The sequence below is a fragment of the Arthrobacter sp. AK01 genome (assembly GCF_021109375.1).
Classification (GTDB): Bacteria; Actinomycetota; Actinomycetes; order Actinomycetales; family Micrococcaceae; genus Arthrobacter.
This window is the reverse complement of record NZ_JAJOHP010000002.1, coordinates 84,822-107,103: the sequence shown is the minus strand read 5'-3', so window position 1 is coordinate 107,103 and position 22,282 is coordinate 84,822. Positions and strand designations below refer to the sequence as shown.

Sequence of the window (22,282 nt, the reverse complement as noted above, 5' to 3'; positions counted from 1 at the left end):
AAAGTAAGTACAATGGAGAGTGTGAAGGCATCCGGACTGCGGATGCCAGAATGGGGGAGATCCCATGCGACGCGACAACAGGAGCCACCAGCAATGAAGCCACGCGCAGGCAGCAAGGCCCTGATCCGCGAGATCAATGAGGCCCTGGTGCTGGACATTGTCCGGACACAGGCGCCGGTATCGCGCGCCAAAATCACGGTTCAAACCGGTTTGAGCGCGGCCAGCGTCACGGGGATTACCGGCAAGCTCATCCAATCCGGACTGCTGGTTGAGACCGAGATTGCGCCCAGCACGGGTGGCAGGCCCGCACGACTGCTTGAGCTCGGACGCGAAGGTGTTTTCGCGGCGGGGGTGAGGCTGTCCGCTACGGAAGCCCACGCCGTCGTCGTCGATTTGCGCGGTGACGTGGTGGCCACCCACAGCGAGCCGTTGGCGTCCACCGGGCCTGACGAAGCAGCAGCGGCCGTGGAGCGGGCCGTGCGCGCGGCGGCCGGCCCGGTGGACTCCCGGCTTATTGGGGTGGGGGTTGCCGTTTCCGGCGTGGTTGACCAAGTCAGTGGCCTGGTGCGGCACAGCGGGGCGATGGGCTGGGCTGACATCAAGTTCCAAATGCTCCTTGAAGAGATTTCCGGGCAACCGGTCATCGTTGACAGTTACGTCAATGCCTATGCTCGCGGGCTGCTGTTCGATGACGTTTTCAAAGGCCGGGAGATGCTCATCTTCAGCGTCGGAACCAGCCTGGGTGCCGCCGTCGTGATTGAAGGCCGCATCCAGCGCGGCTTCAACGGTGCAGCTGGGGGCTTCGCCCATTCGCGGGCCATCACCGGGCCGGGGCCGGCCCGGCCCTGTCACTGCGGCGCGGAAGACTGCTTCGAAACCCGCGGCAGCCTGTGGGGCATGCAGCAGGAGTTGGCGCGAAGTGGCCAGGACCGGGGCATGGACCCCGACGTCGATTCCGGCCTGATTGCCGACGCCGCCCTGCACCTGGGTATCGGAATGGCGAACACGGCCAAGGTCATGGGCCCCGAACAAGTCGTGGTGGGTTTCGCGCCCGAGGCCGATCTGGGGTCCTTCGCCGAGCAGACCAAGCGCGCGTTCTTGAATCAGTACCGCCACGCGAACACTCCGTCTCCGTCATTTGATGCAGCGATTGCAGATCCCGTAGCCCTCGCCCGGGGTGCTGCATGCTCGGTGCTGGCGGGACTGTTTACGGCCAGCCCAACTGGGTAGCAGCAGCTGCCGTTGTGAGGGCTCAGAACGGCATCTGCTGCTACTTACATGGGCTTGGAGGGCCTACTTTTCTTTCTTGGGCTTCTTGTCTTTCTTTTCTTTCTTGAGCTTCCCCTCGGGGGACAGGTCATCAATCCGGACCAGGTTGGGGCCCTGCAACGTGTAGAGCAGGCCGTCTTCGTCCGCTGTGATGTGCGGGCCGCTGTACCAGCCGCCGTTGATCGCCGGGGCCACCACGGTGACCTCGAACGTGGTGGGGTCGATGCTGAAGACCGTGGTGTCAGAGACGCCGTAGACCTTCTCCTCGGTGGCCACCAGGGCTCCGAAATCAGTGCATACCGCGCTCAGGTCTCCGGTATGGACCACTTGGCGGGTGGTGAGGTCCACAACGAACAGGCCGGCCGCCTTCCGGGACATGCCAAAAAGGTAGTTGCCGTGGATTGCCATCGCAGCGATGCCTTGGGTCTGGCCGGGATCCAGGCGCCACAGCTCCTGGTTAGCTACCGGGTCCCAGGCAACTACGGTGCTCCGGGGGCCCGTGGGGTAGATGTTGTCGCCGCCGAGGTAGGCCACGCCGTCCTTGGTGGCTACGGCCCGGACCATTTGGAGGGCATCGATCGGGTTGACCTGGGCGATTACCTGGGTGGTTGAGGGCTTGTAGGCAGCGAAACAGCCGCCACCGCCGGTGTCGTTCTGGGCGCCGGCAATGACCAATCCGTTGACTGCATCCCAACAGACGTCCAACGGGCGGTTCTGCCCTGCGGGCAATGCGGCTACCTGGTACGGAAGTTGACCGGTAGCGGGGTCGTAGGCGTAGATCCCCCTGGAGTTGTACTGGCCTGTGTAGAGAATTCCGCCCACAATCACTGCGTCCTTGGCTTCACCCGTCGCCCGGAGATAGGACACCTGTTCCGTGGCAAGTTGGTGGCGGGCGATTGTCCCGGTGCCACCCACGTAGACGTCGCCCGCACCGGCAGCCAGGCCCATGCATAGCTGCGGTCCGCCCGGCGCCCCGGCCTGTTGCAGGTCATGCTTGACGGCTGTCTTCGCTACCGGGTCCACTTCAATGACGTCGTAGGAGGAGACCGTCAGTGCCTTGTTGCCGTAGACGTCCAGGCCCCACATGGCGCCGACATCTTCGGTGAGGATCTGGGTGATCTTCTTGGTGACCATGTTGTAGGACCACACGCCCGGTTCCTTGACGAAGAAGACGTCGTTGCCCAACTGCCTGAACATCACGCCGGTCTTGGCAATGATGGTGTACTGGGCGTGGTTGGCAAGGTTGATCAGCACGGACTTGCCCGGGCCCTTGACCCCCACTCCCAACTGCCCGTTCAGCACGCTGAGTGACGTGACAGAGACGCCGGTGGCTACTTCTGCCGGGAGGATGTTGGTGGAGGCTTTGGTGGTCCGGTCGAAAGCGAACAGGCGGCCGGGACTTGATCCGTTGCCGCCGCCCAGCGTGCTGCCCGTGCCGAAGTACACGTGGCTGGCGGTGGCGGCCACGGCCTGGGCAATCGTGGCTCCGGCGTCCGGGATGCCCCAGCTGGTCATGGCATTCGTGGCGGGATCGTATTCCCACAGGGAAGGTGCATTGGTGGTCAACCCGCCACCGGCAAGGTAGACCTTTCCATCGGGGGCCACGGCCAGGGCCCGGATATCGCGGTCGCCGGTTTCGCCGACGCCGACCGCGGGAACGTTGGGTGTGCTGAGGTCCCAGCGGTAGAGGTTCGGCTTGCCGTCAATTCCGTCGCGCAGTACGCCTGCGTACAGGTAGCGGCCGGTGGAGTCTGCAGCCAGGGCCTGGATGCTGTACCCGGAGCCGAGGTCTGTCCGCGAAGTGATGGTGCCAGTGGGGAGATGGAACCCGATGATACGCACAGGGTTGAGGTTGCGGGACCCGATGTAGACGGTGTCGCCCACCAGCAGCGAACTCATCAGGGAAAACTGAACGACGGCGGGTCCAAGGTCGGTGATATGCGGGACGCCTGCGGTTTGCTTTTTCGGTGCGGCCTGGGCAGCGCCGGAGGACATTGCTGACAGTGCTACGGCGAGTCCGCCGACGCCCCCGGTCTGCAGCAACTGACGACGATTGATGGCGAATGTGGACATGGAAGATCTCCTCATTGAGTATCCCGTGGGGCATATATCGTGGGGTGGTTTGGTGCCGCCAGGGGCGTTCCGGATACGTCCTGTGCACTTCATTCAGGGTTTCAGCCTGGGGGCGGGAAATCCATGATTCGAACATTTTCAGACATTCGATGTGTGGGAGGCCGTTCGGTCAGTGCGGCGCTTCCCTGTGGTGCACGCGCCGGAACTGGCTCGGTGAATAGCCGGTCTTCCTGGTAAAGAGTCGGCTGAAGTAGGCGGGATCGTCATAACCGGTCAGTGACGCGATCCTCTGCACGGGCAGGGCTGTGTCGGCCAGGAGCGATTGGGCGCGTGACATCCGGAGTTGGATGATGAGCTCTTTAGGGCCCACGCCGGTGGCTGCCTGGACCGAATGCCGGAGTTCGGAAACGGAAACCTTCAATGCAGCAGCCAGTTGCGGCAGGCTGAGCGGGAGATGGGCCATCTCCTGGAGTCTGCCGAGCAGCTCTCCTTGGGATTCTCCGGTGCTCGCGACTCCGTGGTTGCCGGCGTCGACGAGCACCCGTTGGCAGAGTATGGAAGCCTCCACATCACCGCGGTGACCGCCTGTCGCGAGTGTTGATCGAAGGGCTGGGAAAAGTCCAAGTGCTTCCGCGGGGCGGGCGTCCGAAGAGGCATCCAGCTCCACCATTGGGCGGTCCCGTGCAAAGCATCCCAGTTCCTCCAATGCCCTCGCCGTAGGACCGGTGAACAACACCCAGTGTTCCTTCCACCCCGCCGGTCCTGGACCATACCCGTGGCTTACGCCGGGGAAGAGCCAGATGATCGCCGGAGCTTGGACCGTGTACCGCCTGCCGTCCACGGAGAAGTGCCCGGAGCCTTCGGATACCAGCACCATGGCGTGGCTGCTCAGGGTCCGTCCGGAAAAGGAAGGCAAAGTCCCGCTTTGCTCACCTGCACCCAGGCAAGCCAAGCCCAGGTTACGGAGGGGAGAGCCCGGATGGCGGTACGTTGACCAATCGTCCATGAACCTCAATGCTGCCCTTACCAGCACGTGGAAACAAGTCGCACAAAAGTCCAAGTCCCAGGACACGGGAGTCCATTCACTTCGTTGCACACCGCTGCCAGGCTGGACATCATGTTGACCTCGAATGGCTACGTCCTGGATGAATCGGTATCCCGCCTCGCGGAGCTTGAGCCTGTACCCCCTTCCGAGCGCCGGGATCGTGACGCATTGTGGGCAAGGCTCCGCCGCGACGGATACCTTTACCTGAAGGGGCAGCTTAATCCGGACCATCTGATGGATTTCCGTGAGTTCTACTTTGCTTCCCTCAGCGAAGCCAATGTGTACGCGACGGGTACGGATCCGCGGGAGGGCATTGCAGCGCCGGGTGCGGTTGACCGTGCTGCGTTGCGGCGGGGCCTCTTCGACCACATCGTTCCCGGGCGGGAGTACCAGGCGCTGTGCACTGCGGAAGGCATTGCCGGCTGGTTCGCTTGGTTCCTGGAAGATGATGTCCATTTGCACCGTCGGAAGATCATTCGCCACACCAAGCCCGGCGAAAGCGGGATCGGCACCGCCACGCAGGCCCACTACGATCTGGTCTATCTGCGCGAAGGCAGCGATCGTGTGCTTTCCATGTGGATTCCGCTAGGTGATTGCCCACGCGAGCGGGGAGGCCTGGCCTACCTGGAGGGCAGCCACCACTGGGTGATGGCCGAGGAGCGGGAGGGAACCCTGAAAATGCCCGCTGCCTCCATTACGGCTGACCTTCCGGGGCTGGCGGACGAACGCGATGCCCGCTGGCTCGTGACGGATTATGAGGTGGGCGATGTGGTGGTCCACTCGGCGCATATTGTGCACGCCGCATTGGATAACACCGACCGCAACGGCACCATGCGCCTGTCTACCGATATCCGCTACCAGCGGCTCAGCGAACCAATTGATTGGCGCTGGCAGGAGCATTGGAATTACGACGACGGGCTCTAACCCGCCGCCGCTCACGGGATCAGGCTGCGTCGATGGAAGCGGGGGAGTTGAGCTTCTTTCGGGTGGCATGTCCCTTGACGAAGAAGATGGCCAGCAATGCCAAAAGGATGTAGACCCAGTTGAAGATCCCGGCGAGGGAAATCAGGCCGGCCGCTCCGGCTGATTCGGTGGCAGCATCGATCCCACCTGTGGCCAGGAACGTGGTGGGATCCGTGGCGGCGTGCAGCAGGATCGCCCAGGTGATGCTGCCTGTGACCCGCATGGAGAGGTACATCATGGCACCAAATCCGAAGGTGTAGACCACGGTCACGGCGACAACCAGTGGCTCCATTGTGAGAATGTTTCCACTGTGCAGCAAGGCGAAATACGCGGTGGACAAAACGAAGACGAGCCGTTCACCGTAGCCACCGTTACGGAGCATGTTGACAACGATTCCTCGTGTGGCAAGTTCTTCGGTGAATCCCACGCATAGGCCGAAGAAGGCCATGACCAAGACAAGTCCCACCGAGTACGAGGACCAGTTGGTCGCTACCAGCCGCAGGACGATAGGGATGATGAGCAGGGGGATCACAACCCACATCCAAGCCTTCCCCCGGAGGGGCTGGGGGCCGAAAATCTCCTTGACCCAACCGAGCGAGCGTGCAAACAGGAGCAGCAATATTCCGGCGACCAGGATGGGCAGCGCCAGCGTAAGGAACGCGGTGAGCGGATCAGCCAACGGGTTTTCCAGGTTGATGAAGCCCCCGAACAGGGTGCCGATACCAAGGCCGATCAGTTCATAGACGCCCCAGTAGAGGGCAACGAACAGAAGTGCTTTCCACCACGTCCCACGGTTCCAAAAACGGATCCATCCAGAGTCACTTTCATGCATGCCCAGCACCTTCCTGCTTGTTCCCCCTTTAGGCCGGGGCCATCCTGATAAGCCTAGGTGATGCCGGCGTGTGAAAGGTGCGCCGCTGCGGTTTTTGCGGTGCGGGATTGATGTGGCTGCTGTTTCAGGAACGCTGTGGCATCCGCGCAGCTTCCTTCCACCACGTCATCGTTGCAGTTGCAGCTTCCATCAGGGGTGTCGGTTCCAGGCCCAGGAGCTTCTGGCTTTCCGAGGAATCCATCACGAACGGGCGTTCGAACTGGTACAGCAATTCGGCAATCTCGCGCATGTCCGTGGAGAAAACACCCGCCACCCGCAGCACCCATCCGGGCACGGCGCTCACCTTGGGCACAGCAACCCCTGCGGCCGATGCGTGTGCTGCGGCCATGTCTCCCTGGGTGACGGCTGCGCCTGTGGGGGCGTGCAGCACCGTGTTCCACAGTTTGGGCTTCTGCGCGGCCGCAATCATGGCTGCGGCGAGGTCCGGGACGTAGGTGAACGAGTGCGGCTGGCGTGTGCTTCCGATGAACTGCACTGCCTTGCCTGCCAGGATGGGCGCCACCATGCGCTCTCCGGCATGTGCCATCTTCACGCGTGGTCCGAAGAAGTCTCCGGCGACGACACTTACGGTGTCGGCGGCATGCGTTTTCCTCGCCGTCAGCAGCGCGGTCCGCACTCCGCGCTTGCCACCGGTAGCCGTACGTGGGCCGGCTTCGGTCATGACGTTGTCCGGCTCGCTGTACGAATAGAGGCTTTCGGGGAAGACGACGACGGCGCCCGCGGCTGCCGCTGCATCCATCACCACTTGCTCGGCTTGGGGGAGTTCGGCAGCCCAGGCGGAGGCGCGGTATGCGGATCCATGGATGCAATGGAAGACGGCGGTTGCTCCCTGAATCGCCTGATCCAGCTGCGAGGCGTCCGAGACGTCGGCCTGGACCCGTTCCACCAAGGGATGCTCCGGGCCGCTGCCGGACCGCGTCAAAACGCGCACCTGATGGCCTTGCCGGGCCAGTTGTTCCGCGACGGCGTAGCCAACGGGACCTGCTCCTGTGACGACGTACATAGTGTGCCTTCTTTCGGGTCTGTATCCGTGAAATCAAAAGCGAGAGCAGTGCTCTCTAAATCAGCATGAGGGTGAATGTCGACCATGTCAAGAGCACTGCTCTCGTTTGTTGACAGCGCTCTCTGTTGTGGCAAGCTATTGGCATGACGTCCGCCGGCTCCAGTGCAACCAAGACCAAGGGAACAACGCCGCGGGAACGCGCCCGCACCCAGACAATCGCCGACATCATCCGCCTCGGCCGGGAGCACTTGGCTGTCCACGGTGCGGCTGCCCTGTCCCTGCGCGCCGTGGCGAGGGATCTCGGCGTCGTATCCTCGGCCGTATACCGCTACGTCGAGAACCGCGACGAACTCCTCACCCTCCTGCTCATCGATGCCTACAACGAGCTCGGCGACCACGTGGATGCGGCCGTCGGAGCGGTCCCGCAACAGGATTTCGCCGGGCAGTTCAGGGCCCTCGGCAATGCTGTCCGTGCGTGGGCCATCCGCGAGCCGGCCAGCTACGCCCTGTTGTTCGGAAGTCCCGTCCCCGGGTATCAAGCGCCGGGGGAGCGCACCACCGTCCCGGGAACCCGGGTCATCGTCCGCCTCGTCGGTATCTTCGATGCCGCCTACCGTGCGGGTGCGCTCAACGCCGAGGTGACCCCCGCCGTCGTGATTCCTCCGGCCTTGGCCGCAGACCTGGCGGCCATTCGCGCCGAGATGAATCTCGGGGCCCCCGACCCGTCGCTTGCGCGGGGTGTCCTGGCGTGGACGTCGGTGTTCGGGGCCATCAGCTTCGAGGTTTTTGGGCAGTATGGCGCCGGCACCTTCGCCGCCCGCGACGAACTGTTCGCGCATCAGCTCAGCGTGCTGCAGGGCGTCGTGGGGCTCCAAGGCTAGGCGCTAAAGTATTCAGATGGTTCGAGGGCTTGCAGACATCGGTGCGGAGGGCGTCCTGCTCGCCGGTGCAGGCCGCGCCATACTGCTGCAAATCGCCGACCCCAAAGTGGGCCATGGCGTGGCCGAGCACAGCAATTTCGCCGAGCGCCCCATGGACCGCCTCCGCGCGACCATGACGTACGTATATGCGGTGGTTTACGGCTCGGAGGAGCAACTCAAGGCCGTCCGCCGCGCCGTCAACCGTGCCCACGCGCCGGTCCGCCGCGAACCTGACGGCGACTCCAAGGGCTACAGTGCCTTCGATGCCGAATCCCAGCTGTGGGTGGTCGCGACCCTCTACGACACCGCCGTCACCGTCTATGAGCAGGTGCACGGAACGCTCGACGGCGAGACCGCCGAACGTATTTACCGCGAGTATGCGCGGATCGGGACAGCCCTGCAGCTTCCGGCGGGCATGTGGCCGGCCGACCGTGACGCTTTCGCTGCCTATTGGGACGCCCACGTGCAAGGACTCCAGCCGGACGAGAAGGCGCTGGGGGTTGCGCGGGACCTGCTCCATCCAGCTGGTGGACCGCGGCTGTTGCGCCTGGCCATGCCGCTGGCGCGGTTCCTCACCGCAGGACTGCTGCCCGACCACCTGCGTGAAGGCTTCGGCTTTGAGTGGGGCCCGGGCCATGCGCGCCGCTTCGAACGGACCATGCGCCTGATGGGACGTGTTTATCCACGGCTGCCACAGCGGATCCGGCATTGGCCCCGCGATCACTACCTGGGCCAGCTGGTGGTGGACTCAAAGGTGCTGCATGCGTAACTCCACGTCGGTGGAAGAGTCCATCGATGCCCTTGCGCATCGGTATCTGGACCGCGTCCGGGGAAGTCGCCTGCAATCCGGGCTCACCGAGTTCGTAGTCTTCGGGCTGAAGCAGGCCTGGGCATGTGTTTTTGGGGCCGCACTGCTCGCCGTGATTATCGGGGCCCGCCTTTGGTATCCGGATAACGCAGGGCTTGCCCGTAACGATTTCCTGACCCTTGCCGCCGTCGTCATCCAAATTCTGATGATCAGCTTCAAACTGGAGACGCTGCGGGAATTGCGGGTCATCCTGCTCTTCCACGTGGTGGGGACGGTGATGGAACTGTTCAAGACGGACGTCGGATCCTGGGCGTACGAGGCGGAGGGGTTCCTTCGGGTTGGGGCAGTTCCCTTGTTCAGCGGGTTCATGTACGCGGCCGTGGGGTCCTACATGGTGCGTGTTTTCCGGCTGTTCGACCTCCGCTTCGACAGGTACCCGAGGCGCTGGATCACTGCCCTCGTGGCGGGTGCGATCTACGTCAATTTCTTCTCGCACCACTACATCTTCGACGCACGCTGGGTGCTGCTGGCCGCCGTCGTGCTGGTCTACGGGCGGTGCGTGATGCACTTTCGGGTGTTCCGGCGTCGTTTCCGCATGCCCATCCTGGTCTCGTTCCTGCTGGTGGCGCTGTTCATTTGGTTCGCGGAGAACATCGGCACTTGGTCCCGTGCGTGGCTGTATCCGAACCAACTGAACGGCTGGCAGGCCGTCTCCATCGACAAGCTGCTGGCGTGGTTCCTGCTGATGATCATCTCCGTGGTGCTGGTGGCGTGGGTGTACAAGCCGGAGCCGCTGGATGCCCTTGGCGCCGCTAAGGTCCCTAGGCTTCGCCGCGTAGCGCCTTGAGGGCCGCGCGGCGCGCGTGAGTTTGTTCCGGGGCGGAGGTTGAAATGTGAGGGCGCTGTGTCGTTAGGTGAAGCTTTGTGGTGGCACCTGCAGTTCAGCGGCGGTCCATGGCAGACGGGTCGCATATGATCACAGAATGCCGGACTTACCGTGGACCACCAATCAGTTGCGTAAATTGGGCATCTGCATCAGGGACTCCCGGCCAATTCCCGAATCACTCCCCACCTACGACGCCGTAATGGTGTACTACAACGACGTAGCTGCTGACACCCAATCAAAGATCAAAGCGTTGGATTGGACTCCGTTACTTGGTGAGCGCGTACCGGAGGTCACATCCCGCCCTAAGACCATCGATACCCTCCGGCAGAAGCTTCAGCGCGACCACTCGACGCCCTTGCAAAGCGTGCAGGACGTCGCTGGTGTGCGGTTTGAAGCAGAAATGACCCTTGATGAGCAGGACGGGGTGGCGAATGCTATCGCTGGTCTGTTCGGCCACGATCTGCAGGTGTGCTGTCGCGACATGCGGGACAGTCCGCATAGTGGATACCGTGCGCTTCACCTCTGGCTAAAACTCCCGGCGCGAGTTGAAGTCCAAATCAGAACCCACCTCCAAGGCCGATGGGCGAACACCTACGAAGCAGCAGCAGACGTGCTGGGCAGGGGGATCCGATATGATGAGTTGCCCACGGACGACAGGGAGAAACAGTTCGTCGTTGACCTACAAGACATCTCCACCACTGGCCTCTCTACCCTTGAGCGGCGCCGTAGCAAAGTCCGCACGCTTCGCAGCTTGGAAGAGGCCAAAAAACAGCCGTCCAAGCGCAAGCTGAGAGAATTCACTCAAGCGGAAAGAGACATGGACGAGACGGAGAATGTCGTCTTGGAAGGACTGGCGAACCTCAAAGCTTCGTTTGATACCATGCGGCTTACTAGGAAGGAATGAGACATGCCTGGCTATGTTATCGAGTACAACCGCATTACCGGCGATCGGCTGGTTACGGCATTTCCTGGAGCCGATGGTCATAAAGCAGCCCTCTTAGAGCGTCTGCGACTGGAGAAATTACGCCCCAGCGACGACTGGGAAGTTGTCTCGCTGAACAGCGACTCTTTGGAGACCGTCCAGAAGACTCATTCGCGTTACTTCACAGGCAAAGAGGTTCACGCTTTAAGCGCCTGAAACACGCCTCGTAGAGGAAGGACTCGGTCAGTCAGGAGACTGGCCGAGTCCTTCTTTCGTTTCCACTGCTCATGTAGAACGTTCTGAACCCGAGTGCCAACCTGACCTGGGCTTGCCAGTTCACCGTGGGCGAAACCAGCCCTCCAGCCGCGTGATTCCGGGGTTTCTCTATGCCCGAAAAACAAAGTTGAGCGCACTTGACTCAACTTTGGATTGACTTAATTCTGAGGCTGAGTACAGTTGAGTGCAGAACGCTCAACTAGCCGATTGTTGAGCAGGCTTCCGGCACGTAGACCGCCCAGCGGACCGCTGTCAGGTGCAATCTCCAACATCGGCCATTGAAAGGAAAACAAGATATGTCACGTGCAGTAGGTATCGACCTCGGAACCACCAACTCCGTGGTCTCTGTTCTCGAAGGTGGCGAGCCCACCGTCATCGCCAACGCAGAAGGCGGCCGCACCACGCCGTCGGTCGTTGCGTTCTCCAAGTCCGGCGAAGTCCTGGTCGGCGAAATCGCCAAGCGCCAGGCCGTCAACAACATCGACCGCACCATCGCTTCCGTCAAGCGCCACATGGGCACAGACTGGAACGTCGCCATCGATGACAAGAAGTACACGCCGCAGGAAATCTCCGCGCGTATCCTCATGAAGCTCAAGAACGACGCCGAGAGCTACTTGGGCGAAAAGGTCACCGACGCTGTGATCACCGTTCCGGCCTACTTCAACGACGCCGAGCGCCAGTCCACCAAGGAAGCCGGCGAAATCGCAGGCCTCAACGTCCTCCGCATCGTCAACGAGCCCACCGCAGCGGCACTGGCCTACGGCCTGGACAAGGGCAAAGAAGACGAACTCATCCTGGTCTTCGACCTCGGTGGCGGAACCTTCGACGTCTCCCTCCTCGAGGTTGGCAAGGACGAAGACAACTTCTCCACCATCCAGGTCCGCGCAACCGCCGGTGACAACCGCCTCGGTGGCGACGACTGGGACAACCGCGTCGTCGAGTGGCTCCTGAGTCAGCTCAAGGTCAAGGGCATCGACCTCTCCAAGGACAAGATCGCCCTCCAGCGTTTGCGTGAAGCTGCAGAGCAGGCCAAGAAGGAACTGTCCTCCTCCACCAGCACCAACATCTCCCTCCAGTACCTCTCCGTCACCCCCGACGGCCCGGTCCACCTGGACGAGCAGCTGACCCGTGCCAAGTTCCAGGACCTCACCAAGGACCTGCTGGACCGCACCAAGAAGCCGTTCCAGGACGTCATCGCAGAAGCTGGCATCAAGGTTGCCGACATCGACCACATCGTCCTCGTCGGTGGCTCCACCCGTATGCCTGCGGTCTCCGAGCTCGTCAAGGAACTCGCCGGTGGCAAGGAGCCCAACAAGGGCGTCAACCCGGACGAAGTTGTGGCCGTGGGCGCCGCACTCCAGGCCGGTGTCCTGAAGGGCGAGCGCAAGGACGTCCTCCTCATCGACGTCACCCCGCTGTCCCTCGGCATCGAAACCAAGGGTGGCGTCATGACGCACCTCATCGAGCGCAACACCGCTATCCCCACCAAGCGTTCCGAGACCTTCACCACCGCTGACGACAACCAGCCGTCCGTGGCTATCCAGGTCTTCCAGGGCGAGCGTGAGTTCACCCGCGACAACAAGCCGCTGGGCACGTTCGAACTGACCGGCATCGCCCCGGCACCGCGTGGTGTTCCGCAGGTCGAGGTCACCTTCGACATCGACGCCAACGGCATCGTCCACGTGTCCGCCAAGGACAAGGGCACCGGTACGGAACAGTCCATGACCATCACCGGTGGCACGGCGCTCTCCAAGGACGACATTGACCGCATGGTCCGTGAAGCCGAAGAGCACGCCGCTGAGGACAAGGCCCGCCGCGAAGCTACGGACACCCGTAACTCCGCTGAGCAGCTCGCCTACTCCGTCGAGAAGCTGATCGCCGACAACGACGACAAGCTGCCCGAGGAAGTCAAGACCGAGGTCAAGGCCGACGTCGACGCCCTCAAGTCCGCGCTGGAAGGCACCGACGACGCCGCCGTGAAGACTGCGTTCGAGAAGCTCCAGGCTTCCCAGACCAAGCTCGGCGAAGCCATCTACTCGCAGGCCGCCGCAGCTGACGCTCCGGGTGCCGGTGCAGAAGGTGCTCCCGCCGGTGAAAAGGCTGCGGACGATGAAGACATCGTCGATGCCGAAATCATCGACGAAGACGAAGCGAAGAAGTAGCCATGCCTCACCACGGCAACGAAGCAGAGCACTCTGAAGGCAACGAGCCGCGCAAGCCCGTGATTCGGGACAACCGCAAGGTTGACCCGGAGACCGGCGCAGCCCGTCACCCTGAAAGCGAAGCTGCGGCTCCCACCGAAGGCAACGCCGCTCCCACGGACGGCGACGCCCTCTCCCAGGCTGAGGAAATCCTCAACGGGGTAGAGGTGCCGGCTGAAGAGTCGGTAGCCTCCGGTGCCGCGGCTGAAGCCCAGGCAGCGGAGCTCCGCAACGACCTCCTCCGCCTTCAGGCCGAGTACGTCAACTACCGCAAGCGCGTCGAACGCGACCGTGCCGTAGCAGGAGAGATGGCCGTCATCGGCGTCCTCAACTCCCTGCTCCCGGTACTGGACGACGTCGACGCCGCACGCCAGCACGGTGACCTCGATGGCGGCCCCTTCGCCGCCATCGCCACCAAGCTGGAGAACGCGTTGAAGACGTACGGACTGGAACGCATCGCGGACACGGGCGTCGAATTCGACCCCACCATCCACGAGGCACTCATCCAGCAGCCCGGCGAGGACATCGAGGTTGACACGGTCAGCCAGGTGCTGCGCTCCGGATACCGCTCCGGTGAGCGGGTCCTGCGTGCAGCCCAGGTCATCGTGGCTGTCCCGGTGTAGGTTCCACCGCGAAGCGGGGGCAACGGGCCCCCCCCCCCCCCCCCCGGGGGGGTAGAATCTAGACCCAAAACGCCCCCCCCCCCACACGCCCCCCCCCCCCCCCCCCCCCCGCCGCCCGCCCGCGCCCCCCCCCCCCCCCCCCCCCCCCCCCCCCCCCCCCCGCTCCGGTAGGCCCGAAGCCACTCCCGGGCCCCTTGTCTCGCTCCGCTCCGGCGGTCGGCTCGCCTAAGGTGGGTGGACGCAGGTGCTTATTTATTGATTTGAAAGGAAACGCTCTTGGCCAGCCAGGACTGGGTTGAAAAGGATTTTTACGCGATCCTTGGTATCGCCAAGGACGCGTCCGACGCGGATATTAAGAAGGCTTACCGCAAGCTCGCCCGGCAGTACCACCCGGATACCAACGCTGGGGATGCTGCCGCGGAGAAGAAGTTCAAGGACATTTCCGAGGCATACTCGGTGTTGTCGAGTCCTGAGGACCGGCAGCAGTATGACGCCATCCGTGCCATGGGTGGTGCCCGGTTTGCTCCGGGTGCGGGCGCTGGACGTGGTGGTGCTGGAGCCAACGGTGGGTTTGAGGACCTGTTCGGTGGCTTGTTTGGTGGCGGGCCCGGGGCGCGTCAGCCTGCAGGCGGCGGTATCCCTCCGGAGTTCGCTGACCTGTTTGGTGGCGGCTTTGGCGGTGGCAACCAGACCGGGTTCCAACGGGCTCCGCAGAAGGGCTCGGACCGGACCGCGACGACGTCCATCTCGTTTGCCGGTTCCATCAAGGGCACCACCGTGAGCCTGCGAGAAAGCAATGGCAACGTCATCGACGTCAAGATCCCCGCCGGCATCAAGGACGGGCAGAAAGTCCGTCAGCGCGGCAAGGGCAATGTTGGCCCGGCCGGAAACGGCGACCTCATCATCACGGTGAACGTGAAGCCGCACGACTTCTTCCACCGCGACGGCGACAACATCCGCATCCACGTGCCGGTCACGTTCGCTGAGGCGGCGCTTGGCGCCACCATTGAGGTTCCAACGCTCGACGGCGACACCGTCAAGGTGCGCGTCCCGGCCGGAACACCGTCGGGTCGCACCCTCCGGGTCAAGGGCCGCGGCGTGAAAACGTCCAAGGCGACCGGCGACCTGTTGGTGACTATCGACGTCGCGGTTCCCCAAAACCTGAGCAAGGAAGCGGAGGAAGCCGTGAAGGCCTTCGCTGCTGCCACCACTGACGCCAACCCGCGTCACGACCTGGCCGCGAAGGCCCGGTTGTAAGGAGGCGGTCATGGGCATCGACGTCAACCAGCCGATCTTTGTCATCTCCGTAGCCGCGGAGCTTGCCGACATGCATCCGCAGACGTTGCGCCAGTACGACCGCTTGGGCATCGTCTCGCCCAGCCGTGCGCCCGGCAAGTCCCGCCGCTACTCGCAGAACGACGTCAACAAGCTGCGGGAGGTCCAGCGCCTCTCGCAGTCAGGCGTCTCCCTTGAGGGCATCAAGCGAATCCTTGACCTTGAAAACCAGGTCGCCGCGCTCCAGTACCGGGTGGCTGAGCTGACGGAAGAACTGACCCGCCGCCGCACACCGGCCGGCGCGCGCATCTTCGCTGCAGGCGCGGCCGGCGACGTCGTCAGCCTGGCACGCGGGCAGCGGCCCCGGGCGAGGTCGCAGGCTGTTGTGGTGTGGAGGCCCCGCGGGGATTAATTCCTCGAGCTAGTCCCGGCTGCGGTCCCAACTCACCACCACGCGGGCAGCTCCCCCCTCGGTGCGCTCCACGTTGACCACGATCTGCGAGTCCGTTGCACCCATATCCCGGATCTGCTGCTTGTAATTCTCGAGGTGCTCCTGCAACGACTCTTCGGTCCACTCGCCGGGGCGCATCCTCGTGGAAATCTCCACTGGTTCCTCCCGGACAAGAATCTCGTCGGGCTGTTCGGTCGCTAAGGGTTCCGGCGTCGGGGAAGCCTGCGGCGCCAGCATCCGGAAGGCGAACGCGCCGCCGGCTATGCCAGCCGCCAAACCCGCTGCGATGAGCCAGATGGCGCGTCCTGGTCCGCGCCGTTTGGAACTGGTTCCGATCAGGTTTGCTGCCTTTTTGGAGCTTCGTCGTGCCATGGGAGTTCAACTTTCCAGTCGGCGTTCGGTGGTCCGTGCATCTGCGGGCCGCAACCCGCCCCTCCATCGTAAGCATCCTTAGAACCCTTGGTAAGCCGCGCGCCGCGTCCGCCGAAACCACCTAGCCGTCCAGCGCCGGTTGTACCTGTGGCTAGATGGGTGAAACGGGAAGATAATGAAGGCATGGCACGGCAAGCAGCGCTCGTGCTGATGACCTGAGCATCGTGAGGATGATTCCGGTGTCGTTGTCCGAAGAAGAACGCAGGAGCTTGGAAGAGCTGGAGCAGGAACTCGCGTCAACGGATCCCGGGCTCGCCTCTGAACTGAAGACTGGCCGCCCACGCGGAGCAACGGCCCGCACAATTCTTGGCGGCCTGGCTGTTCTGTCCGGCTTCGTCATGGTGATCGCCGGGATTATCACCCAGTTGGTAGTCCTGGGTGTCGTGGGTTTCCTGCTGGCCAGCGCCGGGGCCTACTGGCTTCTTGCCGGGTCTTCGCTCCGGGTGCGGATCGGATGGCGCCGGATCGGACGGCACGACGGCGAACCGGCACCTTAATGGGAATACGGCACCGCGGGCGCGGCCCCCGACGCCGGTGAGACGGACGCTTCTTAGGGAACCGGGGGTACGGGAGGCTGGATCGGAGTCTCCGGCTGCTTCACGGGTTCCGGCTCGCCCGGGGGCATCATCATGCGCCACGCCAGGACTGCGCCCGCGCCAACCACTGCCCCAACGAGGAGGCCGACAAGCCACCCGGACAGGCGTGGAGCACGCTGTGGGCTCTTGCGCTTCAGGGCCTGGGTGGTCCTCTTGACAGCGCTGGCAGCGGTCCGTTGGGCGTCCTTGGCCGCTTTCTTGTTGCCGGTCAGCGTGAGCATGACACCGTGAACCACGGCCGGGACGTCAGCGTGATCGATCCGGGTCAACGCCCACTTCACCACCGCATCAGCTTGGGACGATGTGCCGTCCGCCGCATGCGTCACCCACTCCCGTGCAAGATCCTGCACGGCGGGAATGATGTTCTGTGGTTTGTACATGGTGCACCCCTATCGGAGTAGATGGCCCCGTTTGCCAGCCTACGCCGGAGCCCCTGCGACCAACAGGGCGCCCCGGCGTCGTAGGGTCAGTCGCGGACCACTGCCGCCAACTCCACCGGGTTCTCCAGGCCGGCCCACTGGCCATTGAGGGTCAACTGGTTGTGGAGCTCAGGAGCTGCCGCGGTGCTGGCAGAAGCGTCCGCGGCCACATCCAGGACCCGCGCCACTTTCAACCGCAGCTCGCCCGCGTCGATGATCGTCACGCCGCTGCCCGATACCGGCGCCGAGGCACTCAAGGTGGGAACACCGCCGTCGAGCTTTCCGCTGCCTTTCACCGTGACCGTACTGGGCCGCGGTTCCGGCTCGCCGTCGACGATCAGTTCCGCCTCTTCCTGGCCGGTCAAGATGGCTGTAGCGAGGGCTTTGACGTAAATGGGGTCGGCGCAGGCGTCGTAGACATAGCGCTTGCCCAGGACCGAGTGATCCATGGTGCCTATGAGCCAGTCCTCGGCACCGGCCAGCTCGAAGCCGCGGTAGCTGAGGGGAACCTGGTAGATGCGCTCGCCGGCGGTGACGACGTGGGTCTCGATACCCACTTCTCCAGCGGGATCGTCAAAACGGTAGGCGCCGATGAGTTCCGGGGTGCCGTCCTGGATGAACCAGGGTTGCTTCGGCAAGTAGTCAGCGATGAGTTCGAGCTTGGACGGGGACAGGGTTGCCTTGTGAATGATCGCCATGGACTCCAGCCTAGGGCAGGGTGCCGCGGTCCCGAAGACGGGCACCCTGCCACCAGCTAGCGTGAAGGTACCCCCTCCACGAAAGTCGCCACAACGGACGTCCTGGCTAGCTCTTCAGGCGTGACCAGCAGTGGATCCTGCTCGAAAACCGTGAGGTCGGCCAACTTCCCAACACTGATGGTGCCCGTTTCCGCAGCCAGGCCGGCAGCGGCTGCGGCGTGGCTGGTATAGCCTTCCAAGGCCATCAGCGCAGTGAGGGCCTGCGCCGGTTGGACCGGCTCAACGTCCGGCCGCTCAACCGGCCGGCGCAGGATGGAATCAGCCATCATGGCCCGGGGATCGTAAGGCGTGATGGGCCAGTCGGAGCCGAGGGCCAAGGTCACTCCAGCCTCCCGCAGATCCCGGCACCGCCAGCCGCGGGCGGCCCGCTCGCCACCCAGCCGTACGGACCAGTTGTCCGTGCGGTCTGCACGGGTGTGGTGGGTCCCATGGACCGGCTGCATGCTGGCTGCGACGCCGAGTTCGGCGAAGCGGGCCACCAGATCGTCGGGGATGGTCTCGATGTGCTCGATCCTGTGAGCAGCCAAATACCGCGCGTCCCCGGCAGCCTCCAGCCCTTCGAGAACGTACCTAACCCCCTGGTCCCCGATGGCATGCGTGGCCGTGGGAATGCCGCGCTCCACAAAGAACCTCAGCGCTTTCTGGAAGTCCTCGGGGTCGGTCCACACCGATTCATGGTTCTCGCCGTAGGCATCAGGTTGTTCCAGCCATGCCGAGCCGTTGTCGATGGTGCCGTCGATGAAGAACTTCACGCCTTCCACTCGCCATCTCCTGCCGCCCGTGCCCTGCAATGCGGCAGCTTCCTCAAGCTCGTGCAATGATGCGCCGGCATTGACCATGGGGGAGAAGCGCAGCCGGATCGGGAGCTCGCCTGTGGCCTCAAGCTGGGAGGCAAGTTCCCCCGACCCTTCGGCGTAGTCCATGACATGCGTGGAGGTGATTCCGACGGCGGCCATCCCGTTCAGCAGTTCGCCCAGCCTTTCGACGCGGATTTCGAAGCTCTCCTGCGGGAGGACTTTCGTCACCAGGTCCATGGCACTGAACTCGACGAGGTAGCCGGTGGGGGTGCCGTCGTCGTCGACGTCTATCAGCGACTCGTCCGGAAAGTCCACTGGCCCCGTTATCCCAGCCGCGGCCAAGGCCGCAGAATTGACGATCGCCGAGTGGCCGTCGCGCATTCGCAGGAACATCGGCACGGAACCGGTGGCCTGGTCGAAAAGGCGGCCGCTGAAACTGATGCCGGTGAACAGATTAGGGTCCAGGCCCCAACCGATCACCCACTCACCCGGGCCGGCAACCGCGGCGGCGTCTCCGATGATCCGTTGGACCTCTGACAGGGGGCCGAAGTCCGTCAACTGCAAGCCACGGGCCAGGTCCAGGCCAAAAACCACATGTGTATGGCTGTCGTTCAGGCCAGGGACAATTGTGGCGTCGCCGTAGTCGCGGATCACGGTGCCGGTTCCACGGAACGGCTCAACGTCCGCAGGACTCCCGACGGCGGCAATCAGGCCGTCTTTGATCGCAAGGGCGGTGGCGGTTGGCGTTTCCGGGTCCAGGGTGTGGATTCGTTGTGCCAGGACGATGGTGTCTGCGACCGTCACGTCAGTGCTCCTTCGCTCATGGGTTCTTTCTTCTTCAGGCCCGCGAACAGCGCGTCTACGCGCGCCTGTTCTGCGGTGGGAGCCGGCTTGAGGACGGAGACCAGCAGGTAGACGGCCAGGTTGACCATCAAGCCGGCCACTCCGGAGGTCAGCCCACCCAGCCATGGAATCGAAAGGGGGCTTGGGTACATGAGTTCCAGGACGGCTGCCACCAGGATCCCCGAGACCATCGCGGCGTTGGCTGCGGCAGCAGTGCCCCGGCGCCAGAAGATGCCGAGCAGGAGCGTGGGCGCCAGCTGGCAGATGGCCTGGTAGGACACGAAGGCCACCACGATCAGGCCGGAGACCTGGTTTGCCATCAGAAGCGCGGCGCCGGCGGAGATGAGCGTGATGGCAGCGACGGCGATCTTTGCACCCTTCGCGGACTCAATCCGCTCATGCTTGTGAACGCCGATCACGTCGTTGGCCAGCTGCGTTCCCACGGCCTGCAGATTGGCTCCCACGTTGCCCATGGTGGCGGCCACAACACACACGCCGGCAATGGCAACCATGCCCACTCCGCCGACTCCAGCCAGGATGAACCACACAGTATCGGGTGCGTCGGAAACACTCGGGATGCTGGTGGCCAGCAGGCACACTGTGGTGAGCGCGGCAGAGAACAGGAACATGATCGGTGCTGCCTGGACGGCGGACTTCTGGACCGTCTTCGGGGTCTTGACGCTGAACATCCGGACAAACAGGTCCGGCCAGCACCAAGCGCCCATCATGCCCGTAAAAATCAGGGAGAACAGGTAGAACGGGCCCGCGGCGCTGCCGGGACCGGGAAGTTGGAGCAAGCTGGGCGAAACCTCGTTGAACCCGTGACCGTTGGTGATGAGCCACACCATGAGTCCGAGGATCACCAGGAAGCCGACGCCGTAGGCAAAAATCCCTTGAACCATGTCGCTGATGATGAGCCCGCGGGTGCCAAGCTTGACGGTCCAGATCTGGCGTGCGGCGATGAAGAGCACACCAATCACCACGGCGACGTAGGGGGAGACCTGCCCGAAGGACAGCGTGGAGAAGACGAGGCCAAGGGACTGCATGCCCAGGACGACCCACGGAATTGAGGCAAGGACGCCGATGAGCGCTGCGATGACCCGTACCGAGCGCGAGTTGTACCTCAGGCCAAGCAGGTCTGCCTGGGTCCGCAGATCGTGGATCCGGCCCCACTTGTTCACAGGTGTGCCGAGGAAGAACATCAGCACCACGCTGAGCAGTGAATAGGACAAGGAGTAGAAGCCGATGGCACCGGCACTGGCAGTCAACCCGGCAAAGGAAATGAACATCGTGCCGGCAAGCCAGGTGTTGAGGAACGCCATCGTGCCGAACCAGGAACTGAAGGAGCGGCCACCGGTGGCGTATTCGCTCATGGATTTGTCCACGCGCCTGCCGCGGCTCATGACAACCACCACCAGCACGGTGAACAGAAGGATGGCGCCGTAACCGATCAGCATGTTCATGGCGTTTCCTCGTCGTCAGCATCCCGCGTCATCCACAGGCCGAAGAGTGACAAGGTCACCAGCGCGTTGGCTACGAGGAAGTACCAAATGGTGGCTTGGCCATCGCTGAACAACCAGTGCACGGGTGGGGCAAGCAGGAGCAGGATATCGACCACGAAGATCGTCCTGCGTAGGTGGCTTCGGCGGTCCGAAGTCAGGACAGCTTGGGACATTGGGGGGATCCATTCCTCCGGGCGTCGTTGGCCGGATGTAAGCGAAGGAGACGATGTGCGGGAACGTTCCCGCAAATAAAAGTGTGGGACGTCACAGGGTTGATGTCAAGGGCTTCCCCAAGATCCGGGAAGCGGCGTCGCCCGGGCGCCGCCTAGGATGAGGTCATGGCGAGAACCCGGGCAACCATCATGGACATCGCGCGCGAGCTCGGCCTGTCCAAGACCACAGTGTCCAGCGCATTGGGCGGCTCCGGCCGTATCTCCGATGAGAAGCGCGAGCTGATCCAGGAAACCGCTGACCGCCTTGGCTACGTCACCAATCGAGCCGCCCGCAGCCTGCGCGTCAACCGGATCGGTACTATCGGCCTCCACATTCCTCCGGTGGCCCGAAGCCTCGCCTTCTACATGGACTTCGCCTTTGGCGTCACGGAAGGCGCTGCTGCCGCTGACTACGACGTCACCCTTTTTGCCCGCGAACTCACGCCGCGCATGGCTTTTCAGGTGGATGGGGTGATAGCCATCGACCCCGCCCCGGGGGAGCCGCTTGTGGCTGCTCTCCTTGCCAGTGGCATCCCGACGGTGAGTGTCGGCCGCTACGGCGGTCCTGGCGAGGAGCGGGTGCAAGGAACCTTGGAAGCCCATCACGCAGAACTGCAGACCCAGGTGCTGGACCACCTGCTGGCCCGGGGCCGGCGACGTCCGGCGCTGCTCGCCATTGACGACGCCATTGGATCATCCTGGGCTGTCGATACCCGCCGGACTTACACCGACTGGTGCATTCGGAATGGCATGGAGCCGCTCGTTCATGAGGTCGGGGCCAATGCCAATCCGCGGGATCTGATAGCCGCCATCACCCAAGCCGTGGACATTGGCCGTGCCGATGCGCTGGTGTGCGGTGCGCAAGGACAGGCTGCGCAAAGTCAGATTGTCCTGGAAAGCCGGGGCCTGTCACTGGGCAAGGACTTGGATGTGGTCTCCTTTGCCGGTGCGGCCGCGTTGGAAACCGGCAATCCGCTGATCAGCTCAATTGACCTGGCGCCGCGTGCTTACGGGAAGGCTGCCACGGAACTTTTGGACGCCATCATCCAGGATCCTGACGCCCCGCCTGTTCATCGTTGGTTCGAAGGGGCCAGCGTGCACCTGGCGCGCTGAGCG

Annotated in this window: 23 protein-coding genes; 13 read left to right on the top strand and 10 right to left on the bottom strand. The window is 63.4% G+C overall.

Annotated features, from left to right (window positions below; genetic code table 11):
- Positions 1-93: 93 nt before the first annotated feature.
- A complete protein-coding gene (locus LN996_RS01310) occupies positions 94-1,230 on the top strand; it encodes an ROK family transcriptional regulator (protein WP_231338397.1) in 1,137 nt (378 codons plus the stop codon).
- 63 nt (positions 1,231-1,293) lie between these two features.
- Here LN996_RS01310 and LN996_RS01305 read toward each other — a convergent pair whose 3' ends face one another.
- Both LN996_RS01305 and LN996_RS01300 read right to left on the bottom strand, forming a co-directional pair.
- Positions 1,294-3,342 (bottom strand): hypothetical protein, encoded by a 2,049-nt coding sequence (locus LN996_RS01305; RefSeq protein ID WP_231338396.1) that lies wholly within the window; start codon positions 3,340-3,342, stop codon positions 1,294-1,296.
- Positions 3,343-3,511: 169 nt separating this feature from the next.
- The gene (locus tag LN996_RS01300) at positions 3,512-4,348 is read right to left on the bottom strand and encodes an AraC family transcriptional regulator (RefSeq protein WP_231338395.1); all 837 of its coding nucleotides are present in this window, start codon (positions 4,346-4,348) and stop codon (positions 3,512-3,514) included.
- Positions 4,349-4,459: 111 nt separating this feature from the next.
- On the opposite strand from LN996_RS01300, the gene LN996_RS01295 reads away from it, so the two are divergent.
- Positions 4,460-5,311 (top strand): phytanoyl-CoA dioxygenase family protein, encoded by an 852-nt coding sequence (locus tag LN996_RS01295; protein ID WP_231338394.1) that lies wholly within the window; start codon positions 4,460-4,462, stop codon positions 5,309-5,311.
- Between the two features lie 19 nt (positions 5,312-5,330).
- Here the strand turns inward: LN996_RS01295 and LN996_RS01290 are convergent, their stop codons facing one another.
- Positions 5,331-6,182, bottom strand: a complete 852-nt coding sequence (locus tag LN996_RS01290) for a CPBP family intramembrane glutamic endopeptidase (protein ID WP_231338393.1) — start codon at positions 6,180-6,182, stop codon at positions 5,331-5,333.
- 124 nt (positions 6,183-6,306) lie between these two features.
- Positions 6,307-7,245 (bottom strand): NAD-dependent epimerase/dehydratase family protein, encoded by a 939-nt coding sequence (locus tag LN996_RS01285; RefSeq protein WP_231338392.1) that lies wholly within the window; start codon positions 7,243-7,245, stop codon positions 6,307-6,309.
- Between the two features lie 143 nt (positions 7,246-7,388).
- On the opposite strand from LN996_RS01285, the gene LN996_RS01280 reads away from it, so the two are divergent.
- The 9 genes from LN996_RS01280 (at position 7,389) to LN996_RS01240 (ending at position 15,568) form a co-directional block, all read left to right on the top strand.
- Positions 7,389-8,126: a TetR/AcrR family transcriptional regulator gene (locus tag LN996_RS01280; RefSeq protein WP_231338391.1), complete on the top strand. Its 738-nt coding sequence runs from the start codon at positions 7,389-7,391 to the stop codon at positions 8,124-8,126.
- 16 nt (positions 8,127-8,142) lie between these two features.
- A complete protein-coding gene (locus tag LN996_RS01275) occupies positions 8,143-8,934 on the top strand; it encodes an oxygenase MpaB family protein (protein WP_231338390.1) in 792 nt (263 codons plus the stop codon).
- On the top strand, positions 8,927-9,820 hold the full coding sequence (locus LN996_RS01270) for a DUF817 domain-containing protein (protein WP_231338389.1): 894 nt from the start codon (positions 8,927-8,929) through the stop codon (positions 9,818-9,820). Before LN996_RS01275 ends, LN996_RS01270 begins: the two co-directional genes overlap by 8 nt.
- A gap of 136 nt (positions 9,821-9,956) precedes the next feature.
- On the top strand, positions 9,957-10,763 hold the full coding sequence (locus LN996_RS01265) for a hypothetical protein (RefSeq protein ID WP_231338388.1): 807 nt from the start codon (positions 9,957-9,959) through the stop codon (positions 10,761-10,763).
- Positions 10,764-10,766: 3 nt separating this feature from the next.
- Positions 10,767-10,997, top strand: coding sequence for a hypothetical protein (locus LN996_RS01260; RefSeq protein WP_024818250.1), 231 nt, complete (start codon positions 10,767-10,769; stop codon positions 10,995-10,997).
- 356 nt (positions 10,998-11,353) lie between these two features.
- Entirely contained in the window at positions 11,354-13,219 is a 1,866-nt protein-coding gene (dnaK, locus tag LN996_RS01255; protein WP_231338387.1) for a molecular chaperone DnaK, read from the top strand.
- 2 nt (positions 13,220-13,221) lie between these two features.
- On the top strand, positions 13,222-13,881 hold the full coding sequence (locus LN996_RS01250; protein WP_231338386.1) for a nucleotide exchange factor GrpE: 660 nt from the start codon (positions 13,222-13,224) through the stop codon (positions 13,879-13,881).
- A gap of 276 nt (positions 13,882-14,157) precedes the next feature.
- Positions 14,158-15,138 (top strand): DnaJ C-terminal domain-containing protein, encoded by a 981-nt coding sequence (locus LN996_RS01245; protein ID WP_231338385.1) that lies wholly within the window; start codon positions 14,158-14,160, stop codon positions 15,136-15,138.
- Positions 15,139-15,148: 10 nt separating this feature from the next.
- On the top strand, positions 15,149-15,568 hold the full coding sequence (locus tag LN996_RS01240; protein WP_231338384.1) for a heat shock protein transcriptional repressor HspR: 420 nt from the start codon (positions 15,149-15,151) through the stop codon (positions 15,566-15,568).
- A 9-nt stretch (positions 15,569-15,577) separates the two neighbouring features.
- Here LN996_RS01240 and LN996_RS01235 read toward each other — a convergent pair whose 3' ends face one another.
- Positions 15,578-15,979 (bottom strand): hypothetical protein, encoded by a 402-nt coding sequence (locus tag LN996_RS01235; protein ID WP_231338383.1) that lies wholly within the window; start codon positions 15,977-15,979, stop codon positions 15,578-15,580.
- A gap of 230 nt (positions 15,980-16,209) precedes the next feature.
- Here LN996_RS01235 and LN996_RS01230 point away from each other — a divergent pair, with 230 nt between their 5' ends.
- Positions 16,210-16,536, top strand: coding sequence for a DUF3040 domain-containing protein (locus LN996_RS01230; RefSeq protein ID WP_231338441.1), 327 nt, complete (start codon positions 16,210-16,212; stop codon positions 16,534-16,536).
- A 53-nt stretch (positions 16,537-16,589) separates the two neighbouring features.
- Here LN996_RS01230 and LN996_RS01225 read toward each other — a convergent pair whose 3' ends face one another.
- From LN996_RS01225 to LN996_RS01205, 5 genes are all read right to left on the bottom strand, one after another.
- On the bottom strand, positions 16,590-17,015 hold the full coding sequence (locus LN996_RS01225) for a hypothetical protein (protein WP_231338382.1): 426 nt from the start codon (positions 17,013-17,015) through the stop codon (positions 16,590-16,592).
- An 86-nt stretch (positions 17,016-17,101) separates the two neighbouring features.
- Entirely contained in the window at positions 17,102-17,752 is a 651-nt protein-coding gene (locus tag LN996_RS01220) for a hypothetical protein (protein WP_231338381.1), read from the bottom strand.
- 56 nt (positions 17,753-17,808) lie between these two features.
- On the bottom strand, positions 17,809-19,413 hold the full coding sequence (locus LN996_RS01215; protein ID WP_231338380.1) for an amidohydrolase: 1,605 nt from the start codon (positions 19,411-19,413) through the stop codon (positions 17,809-17,811).
- A complete protein-coding gene (locus LN996_RS01210; protein ID WP_231338379.1) occupies positions 19,410-20,915 on the bottom strand; it encodes a sodium:solute symporter in 1,506 nt (501 codons plus the stop codon). The genes LN996_RS01215 and LN996_RS01210 overlap by 4 nt, the downstream gene beginning before the upstream one ends.
- Entirely contained in the window at positions 20,912-21,127 is a 216-nt protein-coding gene (locus LN996_RS01205) for a hypothetical protein (RefSeq protein ID WP_231338378.1), read from the bottom strand. Before LN996_RS01205 ends, LN996_RS01210 begins: the two co-directional genes overlap by 4 nt.
- Positions 21,128-21,292: 165 nt before the next feature.
- Between LN996_RS01205 and LN996_RS01200 the strand changes: the two genes are divergently transcribed.
- On the top strand, positions 21,293-22,279 hold the full coding sequence (locus tag LN996_RS01200) for a LacI family DNA-binding transcriptional regulator (protein WP_231338377.1): 987 nt from the start codon (positions 21,293-21,295) through the stop codon (positions 22,277-22,279).
- Positions 22,280-22,282: the final 3 nt, after the last annotated feature.

Excerpts from the sequence above, each read along its gene's own strand:
- LN996_RS01220 (WP_231338381.1), bottom strand. The coding sequence starts at position 17,752 with ATGGCGATCATTCACAAGGCAACCCTGTCCCCGTCCAAGCTCGAACTC.
- LN996_RS01285 (WP_231338392.1), bottom strand. The coding sequence starts at position 7,245 with ATGTACGTCGTCACAGGAGCAGGTCCCGTTGGCTACGCCGTCGCGGAA.
- LN996_RS01210 (WP_231338379.1), bottom strand. The coding sequence starts at position 20,915 with ATGAACATGCTGATCGGTTACGGCGCCATCCTTCTGTTCACCGTGCTG.
- LN996_RS01225 (WP_231338382.1), bottom strand. The coding sequence starts at position 17,015 with ATGTACAAACCACAGAACATCATTCCCGCCGTGCAGGATCTTGCACGG.
- LN996_RS01310 (WP_231338397.1), top strand. The coding sequence starts at position 94 with ATGAAGCCACGCGCAGGCAGCAAGGCCCTGATCCGCGAGATCAATGAG.
- LN996_RS01265 (WP_231338388.1), top strand. The coding sequence starts at position 9,957 with ATGCCGGACTTACCGTGGACCACCAATCAGTTGCGTAAATTGGGCATC.
- LN996_RS01230 (WP_231338441.1), top strand. The coding sequence starts at position 16,210 with ATGATTCCGGTGTCGTTGTCCGAAGAAGAACGCAGGAGCTTGGAAGAG.
- LN996_RS01280 (WP_231338391.1), top strand. The coding sequence starts at position 7,389 with ATGACGTCCGCCGGCTCCAGTGCAACCAAGACCAAGGGAACAACGCCG.
- dnaK (WP_231338387.1), top strand. The coding sequence starts at position 11,354 with ATGTCACGTGCAGTAGGTATCGACCTCGGAACCACCAACTCCGTGGTC.
- LN996_RS01300 (WP_231338395.1), bottom strand. The coding sequence starts at position 4,348 with ATGGACGATTGGTCAACGTACCGCCATCCGGGCTCTCCCCTCCGTAAC.
- LN996_RS01205 (WP_231338378.1), bottom strand. The coding sequence starts at position 21,127 with ATGTCCCAAGCTGTCCTGACTTCGGACCGCCGAAGCCACCTACGCAGG.
- LN996_RS01240 (WP_231338384.1), top strand. The coding sequence starts at position 15,149 with ATGGGCATCGACGTCAACCAGCCGATCTTTGTCATCTCCGTAGCCGCG.
- LN996_RS01305 (WP_231338396.1), bottom strand. The coding sequence starts at position 3,342 with ATGTCCACATTCGCCATCAATCGTCGTCAGTTGCTGCAGACCGGGGGC.
- LN996_RS01200 (WP_231338377.1), top strand. The coding sequence starts at position 21,293 with ATGGCGAGAACCCGGGCAACCATCATGGACATCGCGCGCGAGCTCGGC.
- LN996_RS01290 (WP_231338393.1), bottom strand. The coding sequence starts at position 6,182 with ATGCATGAAAGTGACTCTGGATGGATCCGTTTTTGGAACCGTGGGACG.
- LN996_RS01270 (WP_231338389.1), top strand. The coding sequence starts at position 8,927 with ATGCGTAACTCCACGTCGGTGGAAGAGTCCATCGATGCCCTTGCGCAT.
- LN996_RS01295 (WP_231338394.1), top strand. The coding sequence starts at position 4,460 with ATGTTGACCTCGAATGGCTACGTCCTGGATGAATCGGTATCCCGCCTC.
- LN996_RS01275 (WP_231338390.1), top strand. The coding sequence starts at position 8,143 with ATGGTTCGAGGGCTTGCAGACATCGGTGCGGAGGGCGTCCTGCTCGCC.
- LN996_RS01250 (WP_231338386.1), top strand. The coding sequence starts at position 13,222 with ATGCCTCACCACGGCAACGAAGCAGAGCACTCTGAAGGCAACGAGCCG.
- LN996_RS01260 (WP_024818250.1), top strand. The coding sequence starts at position 10,767 with ATGCCTGGCTATGTTATCGAGTACAACCGCATTACCGGCGATCGGCTG.
- LN996_RS01235 (WP_231338383.1), bottom strand. The coding sequence starts at position 15,979 with ATGGCACGACGAAGCTCCAAAAAGGCAGCAAACCTGATCGGAACCAGT.